At 73.2% G+C, this 23,332-nt stretch carries 18 protein-coding genes; 6 read left to right on the forward strand and 12 right to left on the reverse strand.

Annotation, left to right across the window (positions count from 1 at the left end; genetic code table 11):
• The first annotated feature begins 251 nt into the window (after window positions 1–251).
• Together OG370_RS13800 and OG370_RS13805 are read left to right on the forward strand one after the other, a co-directional pair.
• Window positions 252–968 (forward strand): MBL fold metallo-hydrolase, encoded by a 717-nt coding sequence (locus OG370_RS13800; RefSeq protein WP_328464036.1) that lies wholly within the window; start codon window positions 252–254, stop codon window positions 966–968.
• A gap of 400 nt (window positions 969–1,368) precedes the next feature.
• Window positions 1,369–2,199 (forward strand): DUF3097 domain-containing protein, encoded by an 831-nt coding sequence (locus tag OG370_RS13805; RefSeq protein ID WP_328464038.1) that lies wholly within the window; start codon window positions 1,369–1,371, stop codon window positions 2,197–2,199.
• Window positions 2,200–2,235: 36 nt separating this feature from the next.
• Here the strand turns inward: OG370_RS13805 and hemW are convergent, their stop codons facing one another.
• The 3 genes from hemW to lepA form a co-directional block, all read right to left on the reverse strand.
• The gene (hemW, locus tag OG370_RS13810) at window positions 2,236–3,468 is read right to left on the reverse strand and encodes a radical SAM family heme chaperone HemW (protein ID WP_328464040.1); all 1,233 of its coding nucleotides are present in this window, start codon (window positions 3,466–3,468) and stop codon (window positions 2,236–2,238) included.
• Window positions 3,469–3,514: 46 nt separating this feature from the next.
• Window positions 3,515–5,398 (reverse strand): AMP-dependent synthetase/ligase, encoded by a 1,884-nt coding sequence (locus OG370_RS13815; protein ID WP_328464042.1) that lies wholly within the window; start codon window positions 5,396–5,398, stop codon window positions 3,515–3,517.
• Window positions 5,399–5,571: 173 nt separating this feature from the next.
• Window positions 5,572–7,455: a translation elongation factor 4 gene (gene lepA, locus OG370_RS13820; RefSeq protein WP_328464044.1), complete on the reverse strand. Its 1,884-nt coding sequence runs from the start codon at window positions 7,453–7,455 to the stop codon at window positions 5,572–5,574.
• A 241-nt stretch (window positions 7,456–7,696) separates the two neighbouring features.
• Here lepA and rpsT point away from each other — a divergent pair, with 241 nt between their 5' ends.
• A complete protein-coding gene (gene rpsT / locus OG370_RS13825; protein WP_328464046.1) occupies window positions 7,697–7,963 on the forward strand; it encodes a 30S ribosomal protein S20 in 267 nt (88 codons plus the stop codon).
• A 326-nt stretch (window positions 7,964–8,289) separates the two neighbouring features.
• A complete protein-coding gene (locus tag OG370_RS13830) occupies window positions 8,290–9,156 on the forward strand; it encodes a collagen-like triple helix repeat-containing protein (RefSeq protein ID WP_328464048.1) in 867 nt (288 codons plus the stop codon).
• A gap of 88 nt (window positions 9,157–9,244) precedes the next feature.
• On the opposite strand, the gene holA is transcribed toward OG370_RS13830, so the two are convergent.
• Window positions 9,245–10,231, reverse strand: a complete 987-nt coding sequence (gene holA, locus OG370_RS13835) for a DNA polymerase III subunit delta (protein WP_328474066.1) — start codon at window positions 10,229–10,231, stop codon at window positions 9,245–9,247.
• Between the two features lie 107 nt (window positions 10,232–10,338).
• On the opposite strand from holA, the gene OG370_RS13840 reads away from it, so the two are divergent.
• On the forward strand, window positions 10,339–10,596 hold the full coding sequence (locus tag OG370_RS13840) for a hypothetical protein (protein WP_328464050.1): 258 nt from the start codon (window positions 10,339–10,341) through the stop codon (window positions 10,594–10,596).
• 84 nt (window positions 10,597–10,680) lie between these two features.
• Here the strand turns inward: OG370_RS13840 and OG370_RS13845 are convergent, their stop codons facing one another.
• The 3 genes from OG370_RS13845 to OG370_RS13855 all read right to left on the reverse strand — a co-directional run bounded on the left by OG370_RS13845 (window position 10,681) and on the right by OG370_RS13855 (window position 13,372).
• On the reverse strand, window positions 10,681–11,991 hold the full coding sequence (locus OG370_RS13845; RefSeq protein ID WP_328464052.1) for an MFS transporter: 1,311 nt from the start codon (window positions 11,989–11,991) through the stop codon (window positions 10,681–10,683).
• Window positions 11,988–12,623 (reverse strand): winged helix-turn-helix domain-containing protein, encoded by a 636-nt coding sequence (locus OG370_RS13850; RefSeq protein ID WP_328464054.1) that lies wholly within the window; start codon window positions 12,621–12,623, stop codon window positions 11,988–11,990. Before OG370_RS13850 ends, OG370_RS13845 begins: the two co-directional genes overlap by 4 nt.
• Before the next feature lie 149 nt (window positions 12,624–12,772).
• The gene (locus OG370_RS13855; protein WP_328464056.1) at window positions 12,773–13,372 is read right to left on the reverse strand and encodes a TetR/AcrR family transcriptional regulator; all 600 of its coding nucleotides are present in this window, start codon (window positions 13,370–13,372) and stop codon (window positions 12,773–12,775) included.
• Window positions 13,373–13,469: 97 nt separating this feature from the next.
• Between OG370_RS13855 and OG370_RS13860 the strand changes: the two genes are divergently transcribed.
• Window positions 13,470–14,633, forward strand: a complete 1,164-nt coding sequence (locus OG370_RS13860) for an epoxide hydrolase family protein (protein WP_328464058.1) — start codon at window positions 13,470–13,472, stop codon at window positions 14,631–14,633.
• A gap of 18 nt (window positions 14,634–14,651) precedes the next feature.
• Here OG370_RS13860 and OG370_RS13865 read toward each other — a convergent pair whose 3' ends face one another.
• The 5 genes from OG370_RS13865 to leuS form a co-directional block, all read right to left on the reverse strand.
• The gene (locus OG370_RS13865) at window positions 14,652–17,252 is read right to left on the reverse strand and encodes a ComEC/Rec2 family competence protein (protein ID WP_328464060.1); all 2,601 of its coding nucleotides are present in this window, start codon (window positions 17,250–17,252) and stop codon (window positions 14,652–14,654) included.
• Window positions 17,253–17,433: 181 nt separating this feature from the next.
• Window positions 17,434–18,375 carry a ComEA family DNA-binding protein gene (locus OG370_RS13870; RefSeq protein ID WP_328464062.1) on the reverse strand — a complete coding sequence of 314 codons (942 nt, stop codon included), beginning with the start codon at window positions 18,373–18,375 and terminating at the stop codon, window positions 17,434–17,436.
• A gap of 191 nt (window positions 18,376–18,566) precedes the next feature.
• Complete coding sequence (locus OG370_RS13875; protein WP_328464064.1) at window positions 18,567–19,436, reverse strand: DegV family protein; 870 nt, start codon at window positions 19,434–19,436, stop codon at window positions 18,567–18,569.
• A gap of 207 nt (window positions 19,437–19,643) precedes the next feature.
• A complete protein-coding gene (locus tag OG370_RS13880) occupies window positions 19,644–20,243 on the reverse strand; it encodes a hypothetical protein (protein WP_328464066.1) in 600 nt (199 codons plus the stop codon).
• Window positions 20,244–20,432: 189 nt separating this feature from the next.
• Complete coding sequence (gene leuS / locus OG370_RS13885) at window positions 20,433–23,315, reverse strand: leucine--tRNA ligase (protein WP_328464068.1); 2,883 nt, start codon at window positions 23,313–23,315, stop codon at window positions 20,433–20,435.
• Window positions 23,316–23,332 lie beyond the last annotated feature (17 nt).

Raw genomic sequence — 23,332 nt, forward strand, 5'->3', positions numbered from 1 at the left:
CCAACCCGGCGTCCCGGCCCTGCGGCCTGGCACTCCTCCGTTTCGAGTGCCAGCGCTCCCGCAGTCAGTGTACGGCGCGGCGGCAAGGGCACGGCAAGAGCGCCGGGGATACGGTCTCGCGCGGCGGGCGGTACGGGCGATACGCGCGGTACGTACGGTGCCGCACGCGGTGGGTACGGTACCGCGCGCGGCCGGGGCGGGTCCCGGGGGTGCGGCGCGCGGCGCGGCGGGCATGGCGATAGCGTCGAGTCGTGAGCGATGAGGACAGCGGGTCGGTGTGGGAGCACCTCGCGCCGGGAGTCGCCAGGCGGCGGCTGCCGCACCTCGACGTGACCATCGGGCTGGTGGTCGGCGCGGACGGGGTGCTGCTGGTCGACACCGGGTCCACGCTGCGCGAGGGGGCGGAGCTGCGCGCCCAGGCCGAGGCGCTGACCGGCCGCCCGGTCACCCACGTGGTGCTCACCCACGGGCACTTCGACCACGTCTTCGGCACCGCGGCCTTCCCGGACGCCGAGGTGTACGGGCATCGCGCGCTCGACGGTCTGCTGCGGCGCGAGGGAGACGTCCTGCGCGCGGACGCGGTGGCGCACGGCACCGACCCCGCGGAGGCGGCCGACGCGGCCGACGCGCTGCGCCGCCCGACGCACCCGGTCGCCGACCGGCTCGCCCTCGATCTCGGCGACCGCCCGGTACTGCTGGTCCACCCCGGCCGCGGGCACACCGACCACGACCTCGTCGTGCACGTGCCCGGCGCCACCGCCAGCGATCCCACGGTGGTCTTCTGCGGGGACCTCGTCGAGGAGTCCGGCGAGCCCCAGGCCGGCCCCGACGCCCACTCGGCGGAGTGGCCGACCACCCTCGACGCCCTCCTCGCCCTCGGGGGCGAGACGGCCCGCTACGTCCCCGGCCACGGCGCGGTGGTCGACGCCCGCTTTGTCCGCGGGTTGCGGGATGCCCTGACCCCCTAGGCTGCCCCGTCCTGTCGGCCCCGGGACCACCCCTCGGTGGGTGGCTTGCCGCGCAGTTCCCCGCGCCCCTTCGGATTCGCGCCGTCTTGGTTGCCCGCCGTCCCCGTCCGCGCGCCGGTGGCCTGCTTGTCGCGCAGTTCCCCGCGCACCTTGGTAGGTGACCCTCTTTTCGCGGAGGGAGCCGCACAAACCCCGGAGGCGCGGGGAACTGCGCGCTCGGCAGGCCACCGCCCTGCGGCCGGGAACGTGCCTCAGCCGAGACGGCGATGGCCCGCCACCCCGGCAAGGCGGGGACGGCGGGCAGCCAAGACGGCGGGTTGTCGTGGGGGGTGGGCACGACGGGTGGTCCCGGGGCGGGAGATCCGGGAAACCCGGGGGGTCAGGCCCTACGATCATCCGCATGCGTAGCAGGAGTTATGACCCTGACCTCACCCCGCCCTGGAAGAAGTCCGACGCGGCGCCGGAGGTGGCCGCGGAGCGGGACCTGGTGGTCGAAGAGGTGAGCACGGGGTTCTGCGGAGCCGTGGTCCGGGTCGAGAAGACCGCCGAGGGCCTGACCGTGACGTTGGAGGACCGCTTCGGCAAGCTGCGGGTGTTCCCGATGGCGCCGCGCGGCTTCCTGATCGACGGCCGCACCGTGACCCTCGTACGCCCGCGCGCGGCCGCACCGGCCCCGCGCGGCCCGCTGCTGTCGGCGTCGGGCTCGATCGCCGTGACGGACGCGAAGGCACGGGTCGCCCGGGCCGGGCGGATCTACGTGGAGGGCCGCCACGACGCGGAGCTGGTGGAGCGGGTGTGGGGCCACGACCTGCGGGTCGAGGGCGTCGTCGTGGAGTACCTGGAGGGCGTCGACGACCTGCCCGCGATCGTCTCGGCGTTCTCCCCCGGCCCGGACGCCCGCCTCGGCGTGCTGGTGGACCACCTGGTGCCGGGCTCCAAGGAGTCCCGGATCGCATCGTCGGTCACCGGCGCCGACGTGCTGGTGGTCGGCCACCCGTACATCGACGTGTGGGAGGCCGTGAAACCGTCGTCGGTCGGCATCCCGGAGTGGCCCCGGGTGCCGCGCGGCGAGGACTGGAAGACGGGCGTGTGCCGGGCGCTGGGCTGGACGGACCTGACCACGGGCGAGGCGTGGCAGCGCATCCTGGCGTCGGTGGCGTCGTACAAGGACCTCAAGCCCGAGCTGCTGGGGGCCGTGGAGCACCTGATCGACTTCGTGACGGCGCCGTAGTGCGGGAGGCGGCGACGGGGCGGCCGGCCGCGGGCGTCAGTCGACCAGGTCCCTGACCACGGCGTCGGCGAGCAGCCGGCCGCGCAGCGTGAGGACGGCGCGGCCCTCCGCGTAAGGGCCGGGCTCCAGGAGACCGTCCCTTACCGCGCGGGCGGCGGCCTTCGCGCCCTGTTCCGCGAGGATCGCCAGCGGGCAGCCGTCGGCGAGCCTCAGCTCCAGCAGGACCCGCTCCACCCGCCGGTCCTCCGCGCCGAGCAGTTCCCGGCCGACCCCGGGGGTGCGCCCCTCGGCGAGGGCCTGCGCGTAGGCGCCCGGGTGCTTGGCGTTCCACCAGCGCACCCCGCCGACGTGGCTGTGCGCGCCGGGACCCGCGCCCCACCAGTCCGCGCCGGTCCAGTACAGCTCGTTGTGGCGGCAGCGCGCGGCGGGCCCGGTGGCCCAGTTCGAGACCTCGTACCAGCCGAAGCCCGCGGCCGACAGCCGCTCCTCGGTGATCAGGTAGCGGTCGGCGTGCACGTCGTCGTCGGTCATCGGCACCTCGCCGCGCCGGATGCGGCGGGCCAGCCCGGTGCCCTCCTCCACGATCAGCGCGTACGCCGAGACGTGGTCGGGCTCGGCGCCGATCGCCGCGTCCAGCGACGCGTGCCAGTCCTGGTCGCTCTCGCCGGGGGTGCCGTAGATCAGGTCGAGGTTCACGTGCTCGAACCCGGCGGCGCGGGCCTCGGCGACGCACGCCTCGGGGCGGCCGGGGGTGTGCGTGCGGTCCAGCACCTTCAGCACGTGCTGCCGGGCGCTCTGCATGCCGAACGAGATCCGGTTGAAGCCGGCGGCCCGCAGTTCGGCCAGATAGACCGGGTCGACGGACTCCGGGTTCGCCTCCGTGGTCACCTCGGCGTCGGCGGCGAGCCCGAACTCCGCCCTGATCGCGGCGAGCATCCGGCCGAGGTCGGCGGCCGGCAGCAGCGTGGGAGTGCCGCCGCCGACGAACACGGTGCTGACCTCGCGGGGGTCGTCGCCCAGCACCTTCCGGGCCAGCCGCACCTCCTCCGCCAGCACGTCCGCGTAGTTCTCCCGCGACGCCAGCGCCCCGCCCGAGCCCCGCAGCTCGCTCGCGGTGTACGTGTTGAAGTCGCAGTACCCGCACCTCGTGGCGCAGTACGGCACATGCAGGTAGAACCCGAGCGGGCGGTCTTCGACGCCCTCGAACGCGGAAGGCGGCAGACCGCCGTCCGCGGGCACGGGTTCCCCCTCGGGGAGTACGGAAGGCATTCGTCCAGTATCCGTCACCCGGGAGGAGCCCTCAGCGGCGCCGTCCTCAGGCCTCGCGGGCGCCCTGGTACATCTCGTCGATCAGCGGGGCGAACTCGCGCTCGACGACCGGCCGCTTCAGCTTGAGGCTGGGCGTGAGGTCGCCGTGCTCGACGTCGAGGTCGCGCGGGAGGATGCGGAACTGGCGGATCTGCTGCCACCGCTGGAGCCCGGCGTTGACCTCCTGGACGTACCCGTCGATCAGCTCGCGCACCTGGTCGGTGCCGACCACCTCCGCGTAGGGCCGGCCGCCGAGGCCGTTGTCCTCGGCCCACCCCAGGAGCGTCGGCTCGTCGAGGGCGAGCAGCGCCGTACAGAAGTTGCGGCCGCCGCCGACCACCAGGACGTTGCTGACGAACGGGCACACCGCCTTGAACTGACCCTCGACCTCGGCCGGCGCGATGTACTTGCCGCCGGAGGTCTTGATCAGGTCCTTCTTGCGGTCGGTGATCTTCAGGAAGCCGTCGGGCGACAGCTCACCGATGTCCCCGGTGTGGAACCAGCCGTCGGGCTCCAGCACCTCGGCGGTCTGCTCGGGCAGCCCGTGGTAGCCCTGCATGATGCCGGGGCCGCGCAGCAGGACCTCGCCGTCCTCGCCGATCCGGACCTCCAGGCCGGGCAGCGCCTTGCCGACGGTGCCGGTGCGGTAGGACTCGCCGGGGTTGACGAAGCTCGCCGCGCTGGACTCGGTGAGGCCGTAGCCCTCCAGGATGTGGATGCCGGCGCCGGCGAAGAAGAAGCCGATCTCGGGGGCGAGCGCGGCGGACCCGGAGACGCAGGCGCGCAGCCGGCCGCCGAACGCCTCGCGCAGCTTCGCGTAGACCAGCCGGTCGGCGACCGCGTGCTTGCTGCGCAGCGGCAGCGGCACGGACGGGGTGCCGGTCAGCCGCATGCTGTTCTGCGCCGCCTTGGCGTAGTCGCGGGCGACCTGGGCGGACCACAGGAAGATCTTGTACTTCGCGTTGCCGCCCTCCCTGGCCTTGGCGGCGACCCCGTTGTAGACCTTCTCGAAGATCCGCGGCACGGCGGCCATGTAGGTGGGCCGGACCACCGGCAGGTTCTCGATGATCTTGTCGACCCGGCCGTCCACGGCGGTGACGTGGCCGATGGTGATGTGCCCGGCGGTGAGCACCTTGCCGAAGACGTGCGCGAGCGGCAGCCACAGGTACTGCACGTCGTTCTCGTCGAGCAGGCCGACCGCCTCGATGGCGCGGGCCATGTACGCCCACGCGTCGTGCGGCAGGCGCACGCCCTTGGGGCGGCCGGTGGTGCCGGAGGTGTAGATGAGGGTGGCGAGCTGGTCCTTGGCGAGCGCGCCGATGGCGTCGGTGACGGCGGTCGGGTGCCGCTCCAGATAGGCGGCGCCGCGCTTCTCCAGGTCGGCGAGGGACAGCACCCAGCCGTCGCTGTCGGCGGCGTCGGCGCCCGTCGGGTCGATGACCACGACGTGCGCGAGGTCCGGCAGGTCGGCGCGCCGCTCGCGGGCCTTGGCGAGCTGGACCGCGTCCTCGGCGATCAGCACCCGGCTGTCGGAGTCGGCGAGGATGAACGCGGTCTCGTCGGCGTTGGTGGACGGGTAGACCGTGGTGGTGGCGGCGCCCGCGCACAGCACGCCGAGGTCGGAGAGAATCCAGTCCACCGAGGTGTTCGCGGCGATCGCGACCCGCTCCTCGGGGCGCACCCCGAGGTCCATCAGGCCGGCCGCGATGGCGTACACCCGGCTCGCGGCCTGCGCCCAGGTGAGCGACCGCCACTCGTCGGGGCCCTCGCCGGACGCGGGCGGCACCGGCATGCGGTACGCCTCGGCGTCCGGGGTCGCGTCGACCCGCTGCAGGAAGAGCGTGGCCACGGACGGCGGCCGGTTCTCGATCAACGTCTGTGTGTCGGTCACGACAACCTCCGGGCCGAACGGCGTTCTTAACTCACCAGTAACCTATCCGCGATCAGGGTAGAGGCCCAGCGCCCGGCACGTAAGGGGGAACGGGCGGCGGGTCGTAAACCGTGACCGGACCCACCCGTTTCCCCGCCGCCCTCCCCGCCCGGCGGCGCGGCCTGCCCCGCGCCCTACTTCTTCGCCTTGGACTCCCCCTCGGAGTCGGTGGACAGCACCGCGATGAACGCCTCCTGCGGCACCTCGACGTTGCCGACCATCTTCATCCGCTTCTTGCCCTCCTTCTGCTTCTCCAGCAGCTTGCGCTTACGGGAGATGTCGCCGCCGTAGCACTTGGCGAGGACGTCCTTGCGGATGGCGCGCACCGTCTCGCGGGCGATCACCCGGGCCCCGATGGCGGCCTGGATGGGCACCTCGAAGTTCTGCCGCGGGATCAGCGCGCGCAGCTTGCCGACCAGCCGCACCCCGTAGGCGTACGCCTTGTCCTTGTGGGTGATCGCGGAGAACGCGTCGACCTTGTCGCCGTGCAGCAGGATGTCGACCTTCACCAGGTCGGCGCTCTGCTCGCCGGTGGGCTCGTAGTCCAGCGAGGCGTAGCCGCGGGTCTTGGACTTGAGCTGGTCGAAGAAGTCGAAGACGATCTCGGCCAGCGGCAGGGTGTAGCGGATCTCCACCCGGTCCTCGGAGAGGTAGTCCATGCCGAGCAGCGAACCGCGCCGGTTCTGGCACAGCTCCATGATCGCGCCGATGAACTCGGTGGGGGCGAGCACGGTGGCGCGCACCACCGGCTCGTGCACCTCGTCGATCTTGCCCTCGGGGAACTCGCTGGGGTTGGTGACGGTGTGCTCGGCGCCGTCCTCCATCGTGACGCGGTAGACCACGTTGGGGGCGGTGGCGATCAGGTCGAGGCCGAACTCGCGCTCCAGCCGCTCCCGGATCACGTCCAGGTGCAGCAGCCCGAGGAAGCCGACCCGGAAGCCGAAGCCGAGGGCGGCGGACGTCTCGGGCTCGTAGACCAGTGCCGCGTCGTTGAGCTGGAGCTTGTCCAGGGCCTCGCGCAGCTCGGGGTAGTCGGAGCCGTCCAGCGGATACAGGCCGGAGAAGACCATCGGCTTGGGGTCCTTGTAGCCGCCCAGCGCCTCGGTGGCGCCGGCGGCCTGGGTGGTGATGGTGTCACCGACCTTGGACTGCCGGACGTCCTTCACCCCGGTGATCAGGTAGCCGACCTCGCCCACGCCCAGGCCGTCGGCGGCGAGCATCTCCGGGGAGTTGGTGCCGATCTCCAGCAGCTCGTGCACCGCGCCGGTGGACATCATCCTGATCCGCTCGCGCTTGGTGAGCTGCCCGTCGATCACCCGGACGTAGGTGACCACGCCGCGGTAGGAGTCGTAGACCGAGTCGAAGATCATCGCGCGGGCCGGGGCGTCGGCGACGCCCACCGGGGCCGGCACGTCGCGGACCACCCGGTCCAGCAGCGCGTCCACGCCGACACCGGTCTTCGCCGAGACCCGCAGCACGTCGGCGGGGTCGCAGCCGATCAGGTTGGCCAGCTCCTCGGCGAACTTCTCCGGCTGGGCGGCGGGCAGGTCGATCTTGTTGAGCACCGGCACGATGGTGAGGTCGTTCTCCATCGCGAGGTAGAGGTTGGCGAGCGTCTGCGCCTCGATGCCCTGGGCCGCGTCGACCAGCAGGACCGTGCCCTCGCAGGCGGCCAGCGAGCGGGACACCTCGTAGGTGAAGTCCACGTGGCCGGGGGTGTCGATCATGTTCAGGATGTGGGTGCGGCCCTGGCCGTCACCGGCGGTCGGCGCCCACGGCAGCCGGACGGCCTGCGACTTGATGGTGATGCCGCGCTCGCGCTCGATGTCCATCCGGTCGAGGTACTGGGCGCGCATCTGCCGCTGGTCGACGACTCCGGTGAGCTGGAGCATCCGGTCGGCCAGCGTCGACTTGCCGTGGTCGATGTGGGCGATGATGCAGAAGTTCCGGATCAGCGCCGGGTCGGTACGGCTCGGCTCCGGGACGTCGTGCGGCAGAGGGGAAGGGGTCGCGGGCACGCGGGGTCCAGTTTCTTGAGAACGTGAGGGTCGAGGGAGCGTCGGAGAACATCGGAGAGCGTCGGGGTGCGGACTGTCCCCCATAGTCCCATGGCCGGGGGGCGGGCACGGTTTGGGAGCGCGCGTGCGCTGCTGGTAGCCTGGACCGCTGCGTCTCGTGCCCTCTACCCGAGGCGCGCACTCCTGGTAGACACGCCGACGGCATCAGCCGGCGGCCAGACGAACCTGAGAAGGCTCTTTCGTGGCGAACATCAAGTCCCAGATCAAGCGCAACAAGACCAACGAGAAGGCGCGCCTGCGCAACAAGGCCGTCAAGTCCGAGCTGAAGACCGCGATCCGTCGCACCCGCGAGGCCGTCGCGGCCGGTGACAGCGCGAAGGCCGACGCCGCCGCGCGCGCCGCCGCCAAGAAGCTCGACAAGGCCGTGAGCAAGGGCGTCATCCACAAGAACCAGGCCGCCAACAAGAAGTCGGCGCTGGCTCAGTCGGTCTCCGCGCTCCAGGGCTGAACCACCCGCACCACCACGTTCCACGGCCGTACGGCCGCGCGCCCCTGACCGGGGCCGGCGCGTCCGCACGACCACGCGTCATGGATCGCGGCACCGCCGGCAACCGGACTCAGCGGCCCCTCTACCGCCCGGACCGGCATCGCCCCGACCACGTGCGTCGCACGCGGACGTTCGCCACGTGCCTGCGGCGCCCGACGTACTTCGAGAGCCCGCCCGGGTCCGCCCGGGCGGGCTCTCGCACGTTCGGGTCGCGACGGGGTCACGGGTACGTGTGCGTTCCGTGACCGCCCGTCGCCGCAGGGGCAGCGCGCCGATATTCTCACCGCATGTCGACGCCGCCCGAGCAGCCGAGCCCCAACCCCTACCAGCAGCCCACGCCCGGCCAGGGCCAGGGCCCTGGCCCGATACCCCCGCAGCCGCCGGTCGGTGGATACGGGACCCCGGTGCCGGCCCAGCACAACCCCTACGCCCAGCCCGGAGCGTACGGGCAGCCGGGCGCCGCGCAGCAGCCGCCGACGCAGGGCTACTACATGCAGCCGGGTGCGCCCGGGGCACCGGGGATGCCGGGGGCACCGCGGACCTCCGGCGGGGCCGGGCGGGCGGTGCTGTGGGCGGTGGTCGGCGCGGCGGTGGCGTCCGCGCTGTGGGGCGGCGGGGTGCTGCTGCTCGGCAAGGACTCCTCGGCCAAGGCCGACCTGCGCGGATACACGGTGAAGGACAACCTCTGCGACACCGAGGACGTGTCCGCCTTCACCACGCAGTACCCGCAGAAGGACGACGACCCGACGTCGTACACCACCAAGACCGCCACGGTCGACGAGATGTACTGCGACCAGAGCCTCAAGCGGGAGACGTCCTCCCTCTCCGACGCCTACCTGTACGTCGATGTGACCCTGCACCACAAGACGGACCCGAAAGCGGAGTTCGCCGACACCTGGCGCAGCTACACCCAGCGGCACCAGCAGTACAAGATCTCGACCGTCGCCGGCATCGGGCAGGAGGCGTACCTGCTGACGGAGGACGAGAGCAGCAGCCAGTACGTCACCCTCGCGGTCCGCGACGGCTGGATGACGTACACGATGAGCTGGAGTTCCTACAGCGTCGGCACGAGCAGCGACGACTCCACGACCGTCGACGAGGCCGCCACCATGGTGAAGACGGCGACGCGGGCGACGCTGCCGAAGCTGAAGTAGCGGGCCGGGCCCGGATACGAAGGCGGGCGGCGACCGCGGCTCGGGCAGCGCGGGCGGCTCGGGTCTGGCGGGTGGGCCGGGCCGGCGGTCAGGTGCGGGAGCGGGCGGCGCGGGCGATGGTGACCACGGCCTTCTCCAGGGCGTAGGCGGGGTCGGCGGCCCCGCCCTTCACGGCGGCGTCCGCGTCGGCGACCGCGCGCAGGGCGACCGAGACGCCGTCCGCGGTCCAGCCGCGCATCTGCTGCCTGACCCGGTCGATCTTCCAGGGCGGCATGCCGAGATCGCGGGCGAGCTGGCCCGGGTTGGCGCCGCGCGGCGCGGAGGCGAGCTTGCCGATCGACCGCACACCCGAGGCGAGCGCGAAGGTGATGCCGGGCAGCGGCTGGCCGACGGACAGCGCCCAGCGCAGCCGCTCCAGCGCCTCGGCGGTGCGCCCGGTCACCGCGAGGTCGGCGACCTCGAAGCCGGTGGCCTCGGCCCGCCCGGTGTAGTAGCGGGCCACCACGTCGACATCGATGGTGCCGTCCACATCGGCGGTCAACTGGGTGCAGGCGCTGGCGAGTTCGCGCAGGTCGCTGCCGATGGAGTCGACCAGCGCCTGGGCCGCCTCCGGGGTCGCGGACCGGCCGAGGGTCCGGAACTCCTGCCGGACGAACCCGAGCCGGTCGGCGGGCTTGGTCATCTTCGGGCAGGCCACCTCGCGCGCGCCGGCCTTGCGGGCCGCGTCCAGCAGCGCCTTGCCCTTGGCGCCGCCGGCGTGCAGCAGGACCAGGATGATCTCCTCGGCGGGCGCGGCCAGATACGCCTTGATGTCCTTCACGGAGTCCGCGGAGACGTCGTGCGCGTTGCGCACCACGATCACCTTGCGCTCGGCGAACAGCGACGGGCTGGTCAGCTCCGCGAGCGTGCCCGGCTGCACCGCCTCCGGCGGCAGGTCCCGCACATCGGTGTCCGGGTCGGCGGCCTTGGCGGCGGTCACCACCTCGCGCACCGCGCGGTCCAGCAGCAGGTCCTCCTGGCCGACGGCAAGCGTCAGCGGGGCGAGTACGTCGTCTGAAGCGGTCTTCCTGGCCATCGCGACCAGCATCCCACGCGGCACCGACAACACCGTCCTCCGCCCGCGCTTCTCCCGTCCCCTCGCCCGGGTTCAACCGTCGGCGGACGCTCGGGCACAATGCCGGGGTGAGCGACGTACGACATGTCCTGGTGCTGCCCGAACGCGACGCGGCCGAGGAGGTCGCCGAACTCCTCTCCGACCTCTTCGACCTGCCCGGCGAGCCACGCGTCCTGCGCGACGCCCTCGCCGGCGAGGACGACGCCGAGGACGCCCAGTGGCTGGTGGTCGTCGAGGACGACGACGACCTCCTCGACCCGGCGGCACTCGACGAGATGGCCGGGCGGCTGGGCGGCTGGCTGGAAGAGGACCGCGAGGAGCTGTAGGCGGGGAGAGCGGGCGGCGGAGGGCGGCCGGGCGCGGCGGGGAGAGCGGAGAGCGGCCGGGCGCGGGTCGGGCGGCCGATCGGCTCACGCCGCGGCGGCAGTCGGCACGCCGGCGTCGGCCTCCGGGTCCTCGGCCTTTTCCGGCAGTGCGCGCATCCGCGGTATCGGCGACGGCAGCAGCCACAGGGCGCCCAGGACACCCCCGACGGTCGCCACCCACAGGGTCGGCCGCAGTCCCAGGGTGCTGCCGAGCAGGCCGCCGGCCAGCGCGCCCAGCGGCCGCACCCCGTAGTTGACCATCCGGAACGCGCCGCTGACCCGCGACCTCAGCGCGTCGGGTACGAGCGCGGCCTGGAACGACCCGCTGCCGATGTCCAGCAGCATCAGCCCGACGCCGGACAGGAACTCGGCCCCGAACAGCGCGGCCAGGACCAGCAACCGCGGCCCGCCCGCCAGCGGCACCAGCACCAGCGGCGCGGGGAACCCGACGAAGCCGAGCAGCACCGTCGGGCCGATGCCGATCCGCCGCACCACCCGCCCGGTCACGAACGCCCCCAGCAGCCCACCGACCGCCCCCGCACCGAGCACCACACCCAACGTGCCCGCGCTCAATCCGAGTTGCTCGACCGCGTAGAGCACCATCAGCGCGTGGAAGACGAAGTTGAAGAAGTTCACCGTGGCCGCGCCCGCCACCAGCGCGCGCATGGCACGGGAGCGGGCGATGAACCGCAGCCCGGCCGAGAAGTGGCCCTTGCGCGGTGCGGCGGGCGGCGGCTCGACAGGGGCGATACGGGCCAGCAGGCCGGCCGAGCACACGTACGACAGCGCGTCCACGAACAGCGCCAGCGGCGCCGCGAGCACCTGCACCAGCAGCCCGCCGACGCTCGGCCCGGCGACGAACGAGAACGCCCTGCTGCCGTTGACCAGCGTGCTGCCCTGGACGTACTCCTCCGGTTCGACCAGCGAGACGAACAGCGCGGCGTTGCAGACGTCGAAGACCACCGACAGCGTGCCGACCAGGAAGACCACCGCGTACATCTGCGGCAGGGAGAGGTGGCCGAGGGCGTAGGCGAGCGGGAGCGAGGCCATGAGAGCGGCCCGGCCGAGGTCGGCGGCGATCATCACCTGACGGCGCCGCCCCCTGCGGTCGACCAAGGCACCCGCGGTCAGCGAGAAGAGAAGCGCGGGCAGCAGCCCGGCCATCGACAACCAGCCCATCTCGGCCGCGTCCACGTGCAGCACCAGCACGGCGGCGAGCGGCACCGCGAGGAAGGTCACCTGGTCCCCGAAGAGCGAGACCGTCTGCCCGGTCCAGTACCGCCGGAAGGCCCGCTCCCCCAACAGCTCCGGTACCCGAGCCGCCACCCCGCGCCGCAGCGCACCGCCGCCGTTCACGACCGCTCCCCGCTCTCCGTCCCGGCGCCGGCACCGTCGGCGGGGCCGGCGGGTTCGGGCTCCACGAAGGCGATCTGGAGCCAGGGCACCCGGCGGGCGCTCTCCGGGCGGAGCGCCGGGTCGGCGCCGCGGTCGGCGAACTCGGCGAGCAGCCCGGCCATCCGCTTCCCCAGCGCGCTCAGCTCCTCCGCGGTCAGGTAGAGCGTGGTGTCCGTGAACACCTCCGCCTCCTGCCACGCGCGCGGCAGCTCCCGGCGCGCGTCCTGCGCCCGCGCCATGCGGTGGAAGTAGTTCTCCGCGACGGCCGCGGTCAGTGCCTCGGCCGCCGCCGCGACCGCGGGGTCCTCCGCGTACCCGGGCCAGTCCGTGAACTGCGCCGTGGCCCGCCACGGCTTCTCCCGGCCCGGCCCCTCCGGGTCGTCCTCCTCCGCGAGCCCGTACTTGGCCAGGACCCGCAGGTGGTACGAGCAGCTCGCGACGGACTCCCCGGTCAGTTGCGCCGCCCGGGTCGCCGTGAGCGGCCCTTCCCGCCTGAGCAGCCCGGACAGCGCCATCCGGGTCGGATGCGCGTACGCCCGCAGCGCTCGGGGGTCGGTGAGCTGGACCGAGGACTGTGCCGGCTTCTCCGTCATGCGTATAAAGGTATCTTTAGAAAGAAGTGCTTACAAGGGTTCCTTGCTCAAGGGTTCTTTAGGGTCGCTGCGGGGAGCCCGGGCGGGGTGCGGCATGCGGTGAGGTCCGGCACCGACTTGGCCCTGCAGCATTCCGGCCCGAGGGCAGGTCAGGGACGGTCGCCCACGAGAGCGAGCGCGCGGGCCTCGGGAACTCCCAGCATCAGCAGGCTCGTGATCGTCGCCGCGCGGGCGCCGACGGTCCCGTTCGACAGGTCGCTGTCCGCGATGGCGAACACGACGCCGTAGGCGACCTGACTCAGAATGCCCGCCGGCAGGTGCTGTGCGAACACGCCACCGTCCTGGCCCCGTTTCACGAGGTCGGCGAGGAGCTCGTCGACCGGCCCGAGCAGGGCGTGGATCGCCTCGCCATACTCGCCACGGCGCAGCGCCAGCAGCACTCGGTACCGGTGCGCCACCGGCCAGACGCGGGCGACGAACTCGCCCCACGCCGCGTCCGCTTCCGCGCCTGCGGCGCTGACGTCGGCGAGCACGGCCGTCATCTCGGCAACGGCCCGCTCCGTGAGCGTCCGAACCAGGTCGAGGCGCGAGGGGAAATGGCCGTAGACCGTGCGACGGACGACGCCCGCGGCGGCGGCGATGTCGCCCATTCCGGCGTCGGGGTCCTCTCCCAGCACATCGAGGGCGACGTCGAGGATGCGATCGCGCGTCTCGTTCATCGAGCGCGCACGGGAGGACTCGGTGGGCACAACACCATTGTTGCACACCAGTGTGCAACGACGTAGGCTGCACACCAGTGTGCAATGAAGAGTTGCACTGTGCTTCGAAGCTCAGGAGAAGAGGGCAATGACCGCACCGACGCCGCCGACCTCGACCCTCGTCCGCCCGTTCACCGTCTCGATCCCGGATGCGGAGATCGACGACGTGAAGCAGCGACTGGCCAGAACTCGATGGCCGGACCCGGAAACGGTGGGCGACTGGTCGCAAGGGGTCCGCGTGGAGAACGCCAGATCCCTGGTCGAATACTGGGAGCGCGGCTACGACTGGCGGCGCTTCGAGTCCCAGCTCAATCGCTTCCCCCAGTACCTGACGGAGATCGACGGGCTGGACATCCACTTCATCCACGTCAGGTCCAAGAACCCCCACGCGATGCCGCTGATCCTCACGCACGGATGGCCGGGCTCGATCGTCGAGTTCCTGAAGCTGATCGGCCCGCTGACCGATCCGGTTTCGTTCGGAGGAGACGAAGCCGACTCATTCGACGTCGTCATCCCGTCGCTCCCCGGGTTCGGGTTCTCCCAGAAACCCACGGAGACCGGATGGACGGTATCTCGCATCGCAAGCGCGTGGGCGGAGCTGATGAAGCGGCTCGGCTACACAAGATGGGTCGCGCAAGGCGGCGATTGGGGCGCCGTCGTCACCACCGCCCTCGGGGCCATGCGACCTGAGGGGCTTCTCGGAATCCATCTGAACACCCAGTACGCCTTTCCCGCGCAGATACCCGACACCCTGTCGCCCGAAGAGCGCTACGCCGTGGAGACCCTCGCCCGCTACACCGGCGAACTCGGCGGGTCGAACCACCTCCAGGGCACGAAGCCGGAGACCGTCGGATTCGCCCTGGCGGACTCTCCCGCCGGCCAGGCGGCCTGGATCTACGAGAAGTTCCAGTCCAAGACCGACAACCACGGGCTCGCCGAGGACACCCTCAGCATGGACGACATGCTCGACGCGATATCCCTCTACTGGTTCACCAACAGCGCGGCGTCCTCCGGCCGCATCTACTGGGAGAACAGATCGGCCACTCTCGCCGGCCCGAAGCTGACGCTTCCGGTCGCGGTGACCGTCTTCCCGAACGACATCCCGCGCCTGCCACGAAGCTGGATCGAGGACACCTACAGCAATCTGATCCACTACGGCGAGGCCGACAAGGGCGGGCACTTCGCGGCCCTGGAACAACCCGAGATCCTGGTCGGCGAGATCCGCACCGGCCTGCGCACCCTTCGCTCCTGACGTGGTGCCACCCGCGACTCACCTGCTCAGCGGGGCGGCGTGGTGGGGGACGAAGGACGTGCGCAGTTCGGCCGGGGTGTCCCCGCTCACCGCGATCGGCCCGTCCAGGTCGGTGCGCAGGACCACGGCGCCGAGCGCGCGCAGCGCCGTGACCGTACGAGGTGCGGGGTGGCCGTAGGAGTTGCCCGCGCCCACGCTGATCAGGGCGAGGCGGGGACGTGCGCGGGCGAGCAGCGCCGGGTCCTGGTACGCCGAGCCGTGGTGCGCGACCTTCAACACGTCCACGCGCGGCAACCCAGGCCGCTCCGCCAGCACTTGGGCCTGCACATCGGGCTCCAGATCGCCCATCAGCAGCAGTGTCAGGCCCGCGTCGTGGACCAGCAGCGCGATGCTCGTGTCGTTGGGCTCGCCCGCCGGCAGTTCGGCGGCGGGCAGCCCGGCCGCACCCGGCGCGGGCCACAGCGTGCGCCAGGACAGCGGGCCGACCGCGCGCTCCTCCCCCGGAACCACCCGCAGCAGCGGCACCCCGGCCGCCGCGGCCTGCCGCCGCACCCGCGCGGCCTGGCCTGGCGGATCGTCCAGCAGGGTCGTCTCGATCGCGCCCACCCGGCGCCCGCGCAGTGCTCCGGGCAGCCCGTCGACGTGGTCGGCGTGGAAGTGGGTCAGGATCAGCAGCGGGATCGACGTCACCCGCAGGTCGCGAAGGCAGCGGTCGAGCGAGGCCGGGTCCGGGCCGGTGTCCACCACGACCGCCGCGCCCGGGCCGGTGGAGAGCGCCAGCGCGTCGCCCTGGCCGACGTCGCACATCGCGAACCGCCAGTCCCCCGGCGGCCACGCGGCCATCACCCGGGGCAACGGCACCGGCCGCACCAGCGCGAGCAGCAGGGCGATCGCGGCGCCCGCGCACAGCCACGGGCGGCGGAGCAGGCTCCGTCCGCAGACCACCGCCGCGGCCGTGACCACTGCGAGCAGGGCCGCTCCCGGCCAGCCGCCGGGCCAGGCGAGCTCCGCGCCCGGCAGCGCGGCGCCGTGCCGGGCCACGGACACGAGCCACCGCGTGGGCCAGCCGGCCAGCCACGCCAGCGCCCGGGCCCCCGACGGCGCGAGCGGGGCCACGGCCAGCGCGCCGAACCCCAGCAGCGTGGCGGGGCCGACGGCCGGCTCGGCCAGCAGGTTGCACGGCACCGCGACCAGGCTCAGCCGCGCCGACAGCAGCACGATCACCGGACCGCACGCCGCCTGCGCGGCCGCCGCCGCGGCCAGGGACTCCGCCAGTCGCGGCCGCAGCCCGTGCCGGTGCAGTGCCGCGCCCCAGCGCGGTGCCAGCGTCAGCAGCGAACCCGTGGCCAGCACGGACAGCGCGAACCCGAACGAGCGGGCCAACTCCGGTTCGTACAACACCAGGAGCAGCACCGCCCCGGCCAGTGCCGGGAGCAGCGAACGGCGCCGGCCCGTACCGATCGCGAGCAACGTGATCAGGCCGCACACCGCCGCCCGCAGCACGCTCGGGCTCGGCCGGCAGACAAGCACGAAGGCGGCGGTGAGCGCGGCACCGAGCACCGCGGTCCAGCGCAGCGGCAGGCCGAGCCGGGCCGCCAGGCCGCGCCGCTCCGACCGCGTGGCCAGGCCGGGCGGGCCGATCAGGAGGATCAGCACGATCGTCAGGTTCGCGCCGGACACCGCGGTCAGGTGCGCGAGGTCCGTGGCCTTGAACGCCTCCTTCAGATCCTCCGGCAACCCCGCCGTGTCCCCCACGACCAGGCCGGGAAGCAGTCCGCGGACGTCCGCCGGCAGCGGCGCGGCGGCCTTCAGCAGCCCCCCGCGCAGCCGCGCGGCCAGGCGCTGCACACGCGTCGGCGGGCCGGTGATCCGCGGCACGCCCCGCACCCGGAGCACGGCGGCGGTCTGCCCCCGCTCGTCCGGCGCGAACCGCGCGGTGGCGGTCAGCCGGGTGGTGGGGACCAGCCGCAGCCAGTCGTCCGCCGCGCCCGTCGCCATCACCACCACCGGGGTACGCAGCCGGGTCGGGCCGACGCGCTCGACGGTGGCCGGTACGACCACCACCGGATGCGGCGCCCCCGCCTCCGCGGCGAACGGGTCGCCCGTCACCCGCACCGCCACCTCCGCCCCGGCACGGTGACGCGCGAGCGACGGCACCGGCCCCCTGGTCAGGTCGGCGTCCTCCAGGGCGGCGGCCATCGCCGCGACCGCGCCGCACAGCACCATCGCGATCGCCGCGGGCAGCAGACCCGTCGGACCCGTCCTACGTCGCGCGGGCCCGCGACCGCGACGCCCTGGGCCGCCGCGGAGGGCCGCCGCCACGGCCGCGATGGGCGGTGCGGCAACGACCGCCGCGGACAAGGCGATCAGCGCCGTCAGCCCCGCGATCGCGGTGACCGCGCCCACCGTCGGCGCCGCCGCCGCGGCTGCCCACGCGGCCAACGCGGGCCCGACCAGGCGCAGGTCCGGTGGACCCTCCTGCCGCGGGTTGGCCGCACCGAGCCGTGAGGCCGCGCCCGCATGAACCGCCGCCCGCTGCTCACCCGTCGGCCACCCGGCCGGACCCTCGGCTGTCCCCTCGGTCGGACCACCGCCCGGCCACCGCGTCGCCCTGGTCATCGGTCACCCCCGCCGGCCTGAACCGGACCGGCGCCGCCGCGCACCGCCCTCGTATGAGGCCGCACCGCGCCGCGCGGGCATCGGAAGCCGGGCGATCGCCGCGGAACTGCCGGACCGGCAGACGTTGTCCGGGTGCCGGCCCACCCCGCCAGGCTGGCCAGGCCCGGCGGGCGGACGCGGGTCACGGCGCGACCAGGGGCTGGAGCGTGGCGAGCTTGCGCGGGCCGATGCCGGGGATCTGCTGGAGCTGCTGGGCCGAGGTGAAGGAACCGTGCTGGGTGCGGTAGGCGAGGATGCGCTGGGCGGTGACCGGGCCGACGCCGGGCAGCGCGTCGAGTTGGGGCTCGGTGGCGGTGTTGAGGTGGAGCGGGGAGGCAAGCGAGCCGCCGGAGGTGGAGCCGCCGCCAGTGGACGCATCGGCTGCGGCGCCCACGGCGGACGGTGGTGGGGTGATGCCCACGAGGATCTGCTCGCCGTCGGTGACCGGCCGGGCGAGGTTCAGGGCGGTGGTGTCGGTGCCGGGCAGGGGGCCGCCCGCCGCGGTGAGGGCGTCGGTGACGCGGGCGCCCTTGGCGAGCCGGCGCACTCCGGGCTTGGCGACCTTGCCCGCGATGTCGACGGTGAGCTGGGGCGGAGGCGCGGGCGAGGAGGACGGCGGGGCCGCCGCGAGCGGAGTCGGCGGGGGCGGAACGTGGACGGTGCGAGGGCGGCCCACCCAGTAGTGCTGGAGGGCGAGCCCGGCGGCGACGGTGAGGACGACGGCGAGCGCCAGCACCGTCTTCAGTTCGAGTCCGCACCGCACGAACAGCCATGTCCGCATCCGCCCGAGTGGTCCCGTGCCGAAGACGGGCGCGCCCGCGACCGGCGGGCCGAGCGACGGCTCGGCCGGTGGCTCCGTGCCCGGCGGCCCCTCGCGTGCCGTGCCGAAGATCGCCGCGGTGCGGTCACGGGCCGCCGCGACGCTTCCCGCCCGGTCACGGCCGCTCCCCCGGTCACGGCCGCTCCCTCGGTCACGGCCGCCCGCACGTGCGTGCCCGCCCGCACGGTCATGCCCGCCCGAACTCAGCGGCGGTTCGGGCCGGTCCAGCGATTTCAGCGCGTCCAACGAGTCCAAAAGGTCCATGACTCGATGCTGGCCCAGCACCGAACCCCGGAACGATCTTGCTCAGGATCTGTGGACAACCCGCCGGATGTGGATAACTTCGCCACTCGTGTGGGTGACCCGACCGCCCGAGGACGCCCCCGGCCCCACCAGCCTCGCCCCCGGCCCCACCGGACCCCCGGCCTCAGCGGCCCCCGCCCCACCCGCCACCCTCAGCGCGGCGACACCACGACCCCGAGCAGCCCCGGCCCCGCATGCGCCCCGATCACCGCGCCGACCTCGCTCACCACCAACTCCCCCAGCCCCGGCACCCGCGGCCGCAGCCGCTCCGCGAGGGCCGCGGCGCGGTCGGCCGCCGCGAGGTGGTGCACCGCGAGGTCCACCCGGCCGGAACCCGCCCCGCCGTCGACGGCGGCCCCCGCGCACTCCACCACGATCTCCTCGAGCCGGGTCACCGCCTTGGACGCGGTGCGCACCTTCTCCAGCAGTTCGATCCGCCCGTCCGCGAGCCGCAGCAGCGGCTTCACCGCGAGCGCGGAACCGAAGAGGGCCTGCGCCGCGCCGATCCGGCCACCCCGGCGCAGGTAGTCGAGCGTGTCGACGTAGAAGAAGGCAGAGGTGGCGGTGGCCCGGCGTTCCGCGGCTGCCACCACGTCGTCAGCGGTGCCGCCCGCCTCCGCGGCCTCGGCTGCGGCGAGCACGGTGAAGCCCAGCGCCATCGCGACCATGCCGGTGTCGACGACGCGCACCGGGACGGGTGCCTCCTTCGCGGCGACGGTGGCGGCGTCGTACGTCCCCGAGAAGTCGGCGGACAGGTGGAGCGAGACGATCGCCTTCGCGCCCGACGCGGCGGCGGCTTCGTAGGCCGCGGTGAACTCGGCGGGGCTCGGGCGTGAGGTCGTGACCGGGCGGCGGCGCTGGAGTGCGCGGGCCACGGCCGGTGCGGAGATTTCCGTACCCTCCACGAAGGCTTCGTCGTCGATCACCACGGTGAGGGGGACCAGGCTTATGGCGTGCCGGGTGAGGGCTTGCGGGCTCAGGTAGGCCGTCGAGTCCGTGACGATGGCGACGTGCGGGGGCATGTCCGGAGGTTACCGGGGTGGGGTGCGGGGTGGCACGTCGGGACCTGGGGGTTCAGGGTGCGGTGCGGCTTCCCGCCGCGACGGTTCCGGTACGCGCCCGGGTGCGCCGCCGTCGTGCGTCACCCGCGCAGTCCCCGCGGCCCGGGACCCGGCCACCCGCCGCGAGGGTACCGGTGCGCACCCGGGTGGGCCGCTGTGCGAACCGGCTCAGCCGGCGCTCGGAGGGTTGTTCCGGAGTTCCCGGGCGCGCTCTCGGTCGCGGTCGTCACCGCTCTGGAGCGGCTCCCAGTGGCGGAGCGCCGTCGCTTCGATGTCGATCTCGCGGGTGAGGGACGCGAGGTCGTCGCCGGTGGAGTGGTGGACGCGGTCCTGGGCCGCCCAGCGCAGCGCGTCGGCGGAGTGGGTGATGCGGTGGGCACGTTCGGTGAGCGCGGGGAGCTGCGCGGAGACCCTGGACTTGTCGGGTTCGCGTTCGAGCAGCTTCAGCTCGGCGTCGAGGGTGCGGGCGTGGTCGTTGAGACGGTCGAGGAGGGCGGCCGCCTCGGGCAGCGACGCGTGCGCCATGGCCTCGAAGGTGCTGTCGATGGAGGAGCGCAGGTCCAGCCGGAGCTGGGTGAGCGCGCCGATGTCGCCGGGCTGGGCGAAGCGGCGGGCCCGCAGCCGCTGGTCCTCGACGATCCGGCGCGCCTTGGCCGTACGCCGCTCGACTCCCCGCTTCACGGCGCGGGTCGTCCGCACGATCGCCACGGTGGCAAGCGTCGCGAAGATCAGGAAGAACAGCAGCAGTATGATGCCGACGGTCTCCACGGACAGCGCCTCCGATCGCGGGCCACCGGCCCGTTCGGGCCTGCTTCCACGGTAATGCCTGGGGACGGGCGGAGGGGCCGGAGCGATCCCCCAACCTGCTCCGGCCCCTCCCCTAAGGGTCCCGAGGGCCACCGAGGACCCGCACGCCCTCGCGCCCCAGCGCCCTCACACCCTCACACCCTCACACCCTCACACCACGATGTTGACCAGCTTCGGCGCGCGGACGATCACCTTCCGCACCGTCGCCCCGCCGACCGCCTCGACGACCGCGGGAGCGGCCAGCGCCAGGGCCTCCAGGTCGGCGTCGGTGATGGCCGGGGGCACCTCCAGGCGGGCCTTGACCTTGCCCTTGACCTGGACGACGCAGGTCACGGCCTCGTCCTGGACCAGCGCGGGGTCGGCGACCGGGAACGGCTCGTGGGCCAGCGAGTGCGGGTGCCCCAGCTTGGCCCACAGCTCCTCGGCGAAGTGCGGCGCCAGCGGCGCGATCAGCAGCACCAGCGACTCGGCCACGGAACGCGGCACCCCGCCGGCCGCGCCCGACGTGCGGGTCAGCGTGTTGTTCAGCTCGGTGATCTTGGCGATGGCCGTGTTGAACCGCAGGTTGGCCATGTCGGTGGAGACGCCGTCGATCGCCTTGTGCAGGGCGCGCAGCGTAGCGTCGTCGGCTTCTGCGTCCACGACGGTGACCTCGCCGGTGGCCTCGTCCACGACGTTGCGCCACATGCGCTGCAGCAGGCGGTACTGCCCGACGACGGCCCGGGTGTCCCAGGGCCGGGACACGTCCAGCGGGCCCATCGCCATCTCGTACAGCCGCAGGGTGTCGGCGCCGTACTCCGCGCAGATCTCGTCGGGCGTGACCGCGTTCTTCAGCGACTTGCCCATCTTGCCCAGCAGCCGGGAGACCGGCTCGCCGTCGTGGAAGTAGACGCCGTCCCGCTCCTCCACCTCGGCCGCGGGCACCGCGATGCCGCGCGCGTCGCGGTAGACGAACGCCTGGATCATGCCCTGGTTGTACAGCTTGTGGAACGGCTCGAAGGACGAGATGTGCCCCAGGTCGTACAGCACCTTGTGCCAGAAGCGGGCGTACAGCAGGTGCAGTACGGCGTGTTCGGCGCCGCCGACGTACAGGTCGACGCCGCCGGCCGGCTGGCCCTCGCGCGGGCCCATCCAGTACGACTCGGCCTCGGCGGAGACCAGCTTGTCGCTGTTGTGCGGGTCCAGGTAGCGCAGTTCGTACCAGCAGGAGCCGGCCCAGTTGGGCATGGTGTTGGTCTCGCGGCGGTAGGTGCGCGTGCCGTTGCCGTCGCCCAGGTCCAACTCGACGGTGACCCACTCCTCGTTGCGGGCCAGCGGGGGCTCCGGGGAGGTGTCGGCGTCGTCGGGGTCGAAGGTGCGCGGGCTGTAGTCGTCGACCTCGGGCAGCTCGACGGGCAGCATCGAGTCGGGTACGGCGTGTGCGGTGCCCTCCTCGTCGTAGACGATCGGGAACGGCTCGCCCCAGTACCGCTGGCGGCTGAACAGCCAGTCGCGCAGGCGGTAGTTGACGGTGCCCTCGCCGACGCCGCGCTCGGTCAGCCAGGCGGTGATCGCGGCCTTGGCGTCGACCACGCCCAGCCCGTCCAGGCTCAGGGACTCACTCGCGGAGTTGACCAGCTTCGCGTCGTAGGAGGCGAACGCGTCCTCCCACGTGGCCGGGTCGGTGCCGCGGCCGTCGCTGGGCGCGACGACGCAGCGCATCGGCAGCTCGAAGGCCCGGGCGAACGCGAAGTCGCGGCTGTCGTGGGCGGGCACGGCCATGATCGCGCCAGTGCCGTAGCCCATCAGGACGTAGTCGGCGATGAAGACGGGGACCTGCTCGCCGCTGACCGGGTTGACCGCGAACGCGCCGGTGAAGACACCGGTCTTCTCCTTGGCCTCGGCCTGCCGCTCGACGTCGGACTTCGAGGCGGCCTGCTTGCGGTAGGCGGCGACGGCGTCGGCGGGGTTGGCGTGGCCGCCGGTCCACACGTCGTGGGTGCCGGCCGGCCAGGCGGCGGGCACGATCGCGTCGACCAGTTCGTGCTCGGGGGCCAGCACCATGTAGGTGGCGCCGAACAGGGTGTCCGGGCGGGTGGTGAAGACGGTGATCGGGCGGTCCGCGCCGGGCACCGCGAAGTCCACCCGGGCGCCCTCGCTGCGGCCGATCCAGTTGCGCTGCTGCAACTTGATCGCCTCGGGCCAGTCCACCGCGTCCAGGTCGGCGGCCAGCCGGTCCGCGTACGCGGTGATCCGCATCATCCACTGGCGCAGGTTCGCCTTGAAGACGGGGAAGTTGCCGCGCTCGGAGCGGCCGTCGGCGGTGACCTCCTCGTTGGACAGCACCGTGCCCAGGCCGGGGCACCAGTTGACCGGCGACTGGGCGACGTAGGCCAGCCGGTAGCCGCTCAGCACTTCGGCGCGCTCGGGGCCGGTCAGTTCGGACCAGGGGGCGCGGCCGGGCACCTGGCGGCTGCCGTCCTCGAACTGGGCGATCAGCGTGTCGATCGGGCGGGCCCGGTCGGCGTCGGGGTCGTACCAGGAGTTGTAGATCTGCAGGAAGATCCACTGGGTCCAGCGGTAGTACTCCGGGTCGATGGTGGCGAAGGAGCGGCGGCGGTCGTGGCCCAGGCCCAGCCGGCGCAACTGCGCCTTCATGTTGGCCATGTTGGCCTCGGTGCTGACCCGCGGGTGGGTGCCGGTCTGCACGGCGTACTGCTCCGCGGGCAGGCCGAACGCGTCGAAGCCCAGGGTGTGCAGGACGTTGTGACCGGTCATCCGCTGGTGCCGGGCGAAGACGTCGGTGGCGATGTAGCCCAGCGGGTGGCCGACGTGCAGGCCCACTCCGGACGGGTACGGGAACATGTCCATGACGAACTTCTTCGGCCGGGCGGCCAGCTCGGGCTGCCCGTCCAGTTCCCCGCTGGGGTTGGGGGCGGCGAAGGTGCCGTGCTCGTCCCAGTGGTCCTGCCAGTGGCTCTCGATCCGCGCGGCCAGCTCGGCCGTGTAGCGGTGTGGCGCAGCCGTCTCGGCGGCCGGGGTGGTGTCGCTCATCGTCCTCGGTACTCCAT

Origin of the sequence: Streptomyces sp. NBC_00448, from assembly GCF_036014115.1 — a bacterium.
GTDB lineage: Bacteria > Actinomycetota > Actinomycetes > Streptomycetales > Streptomycetaceae > Actinacidiphila.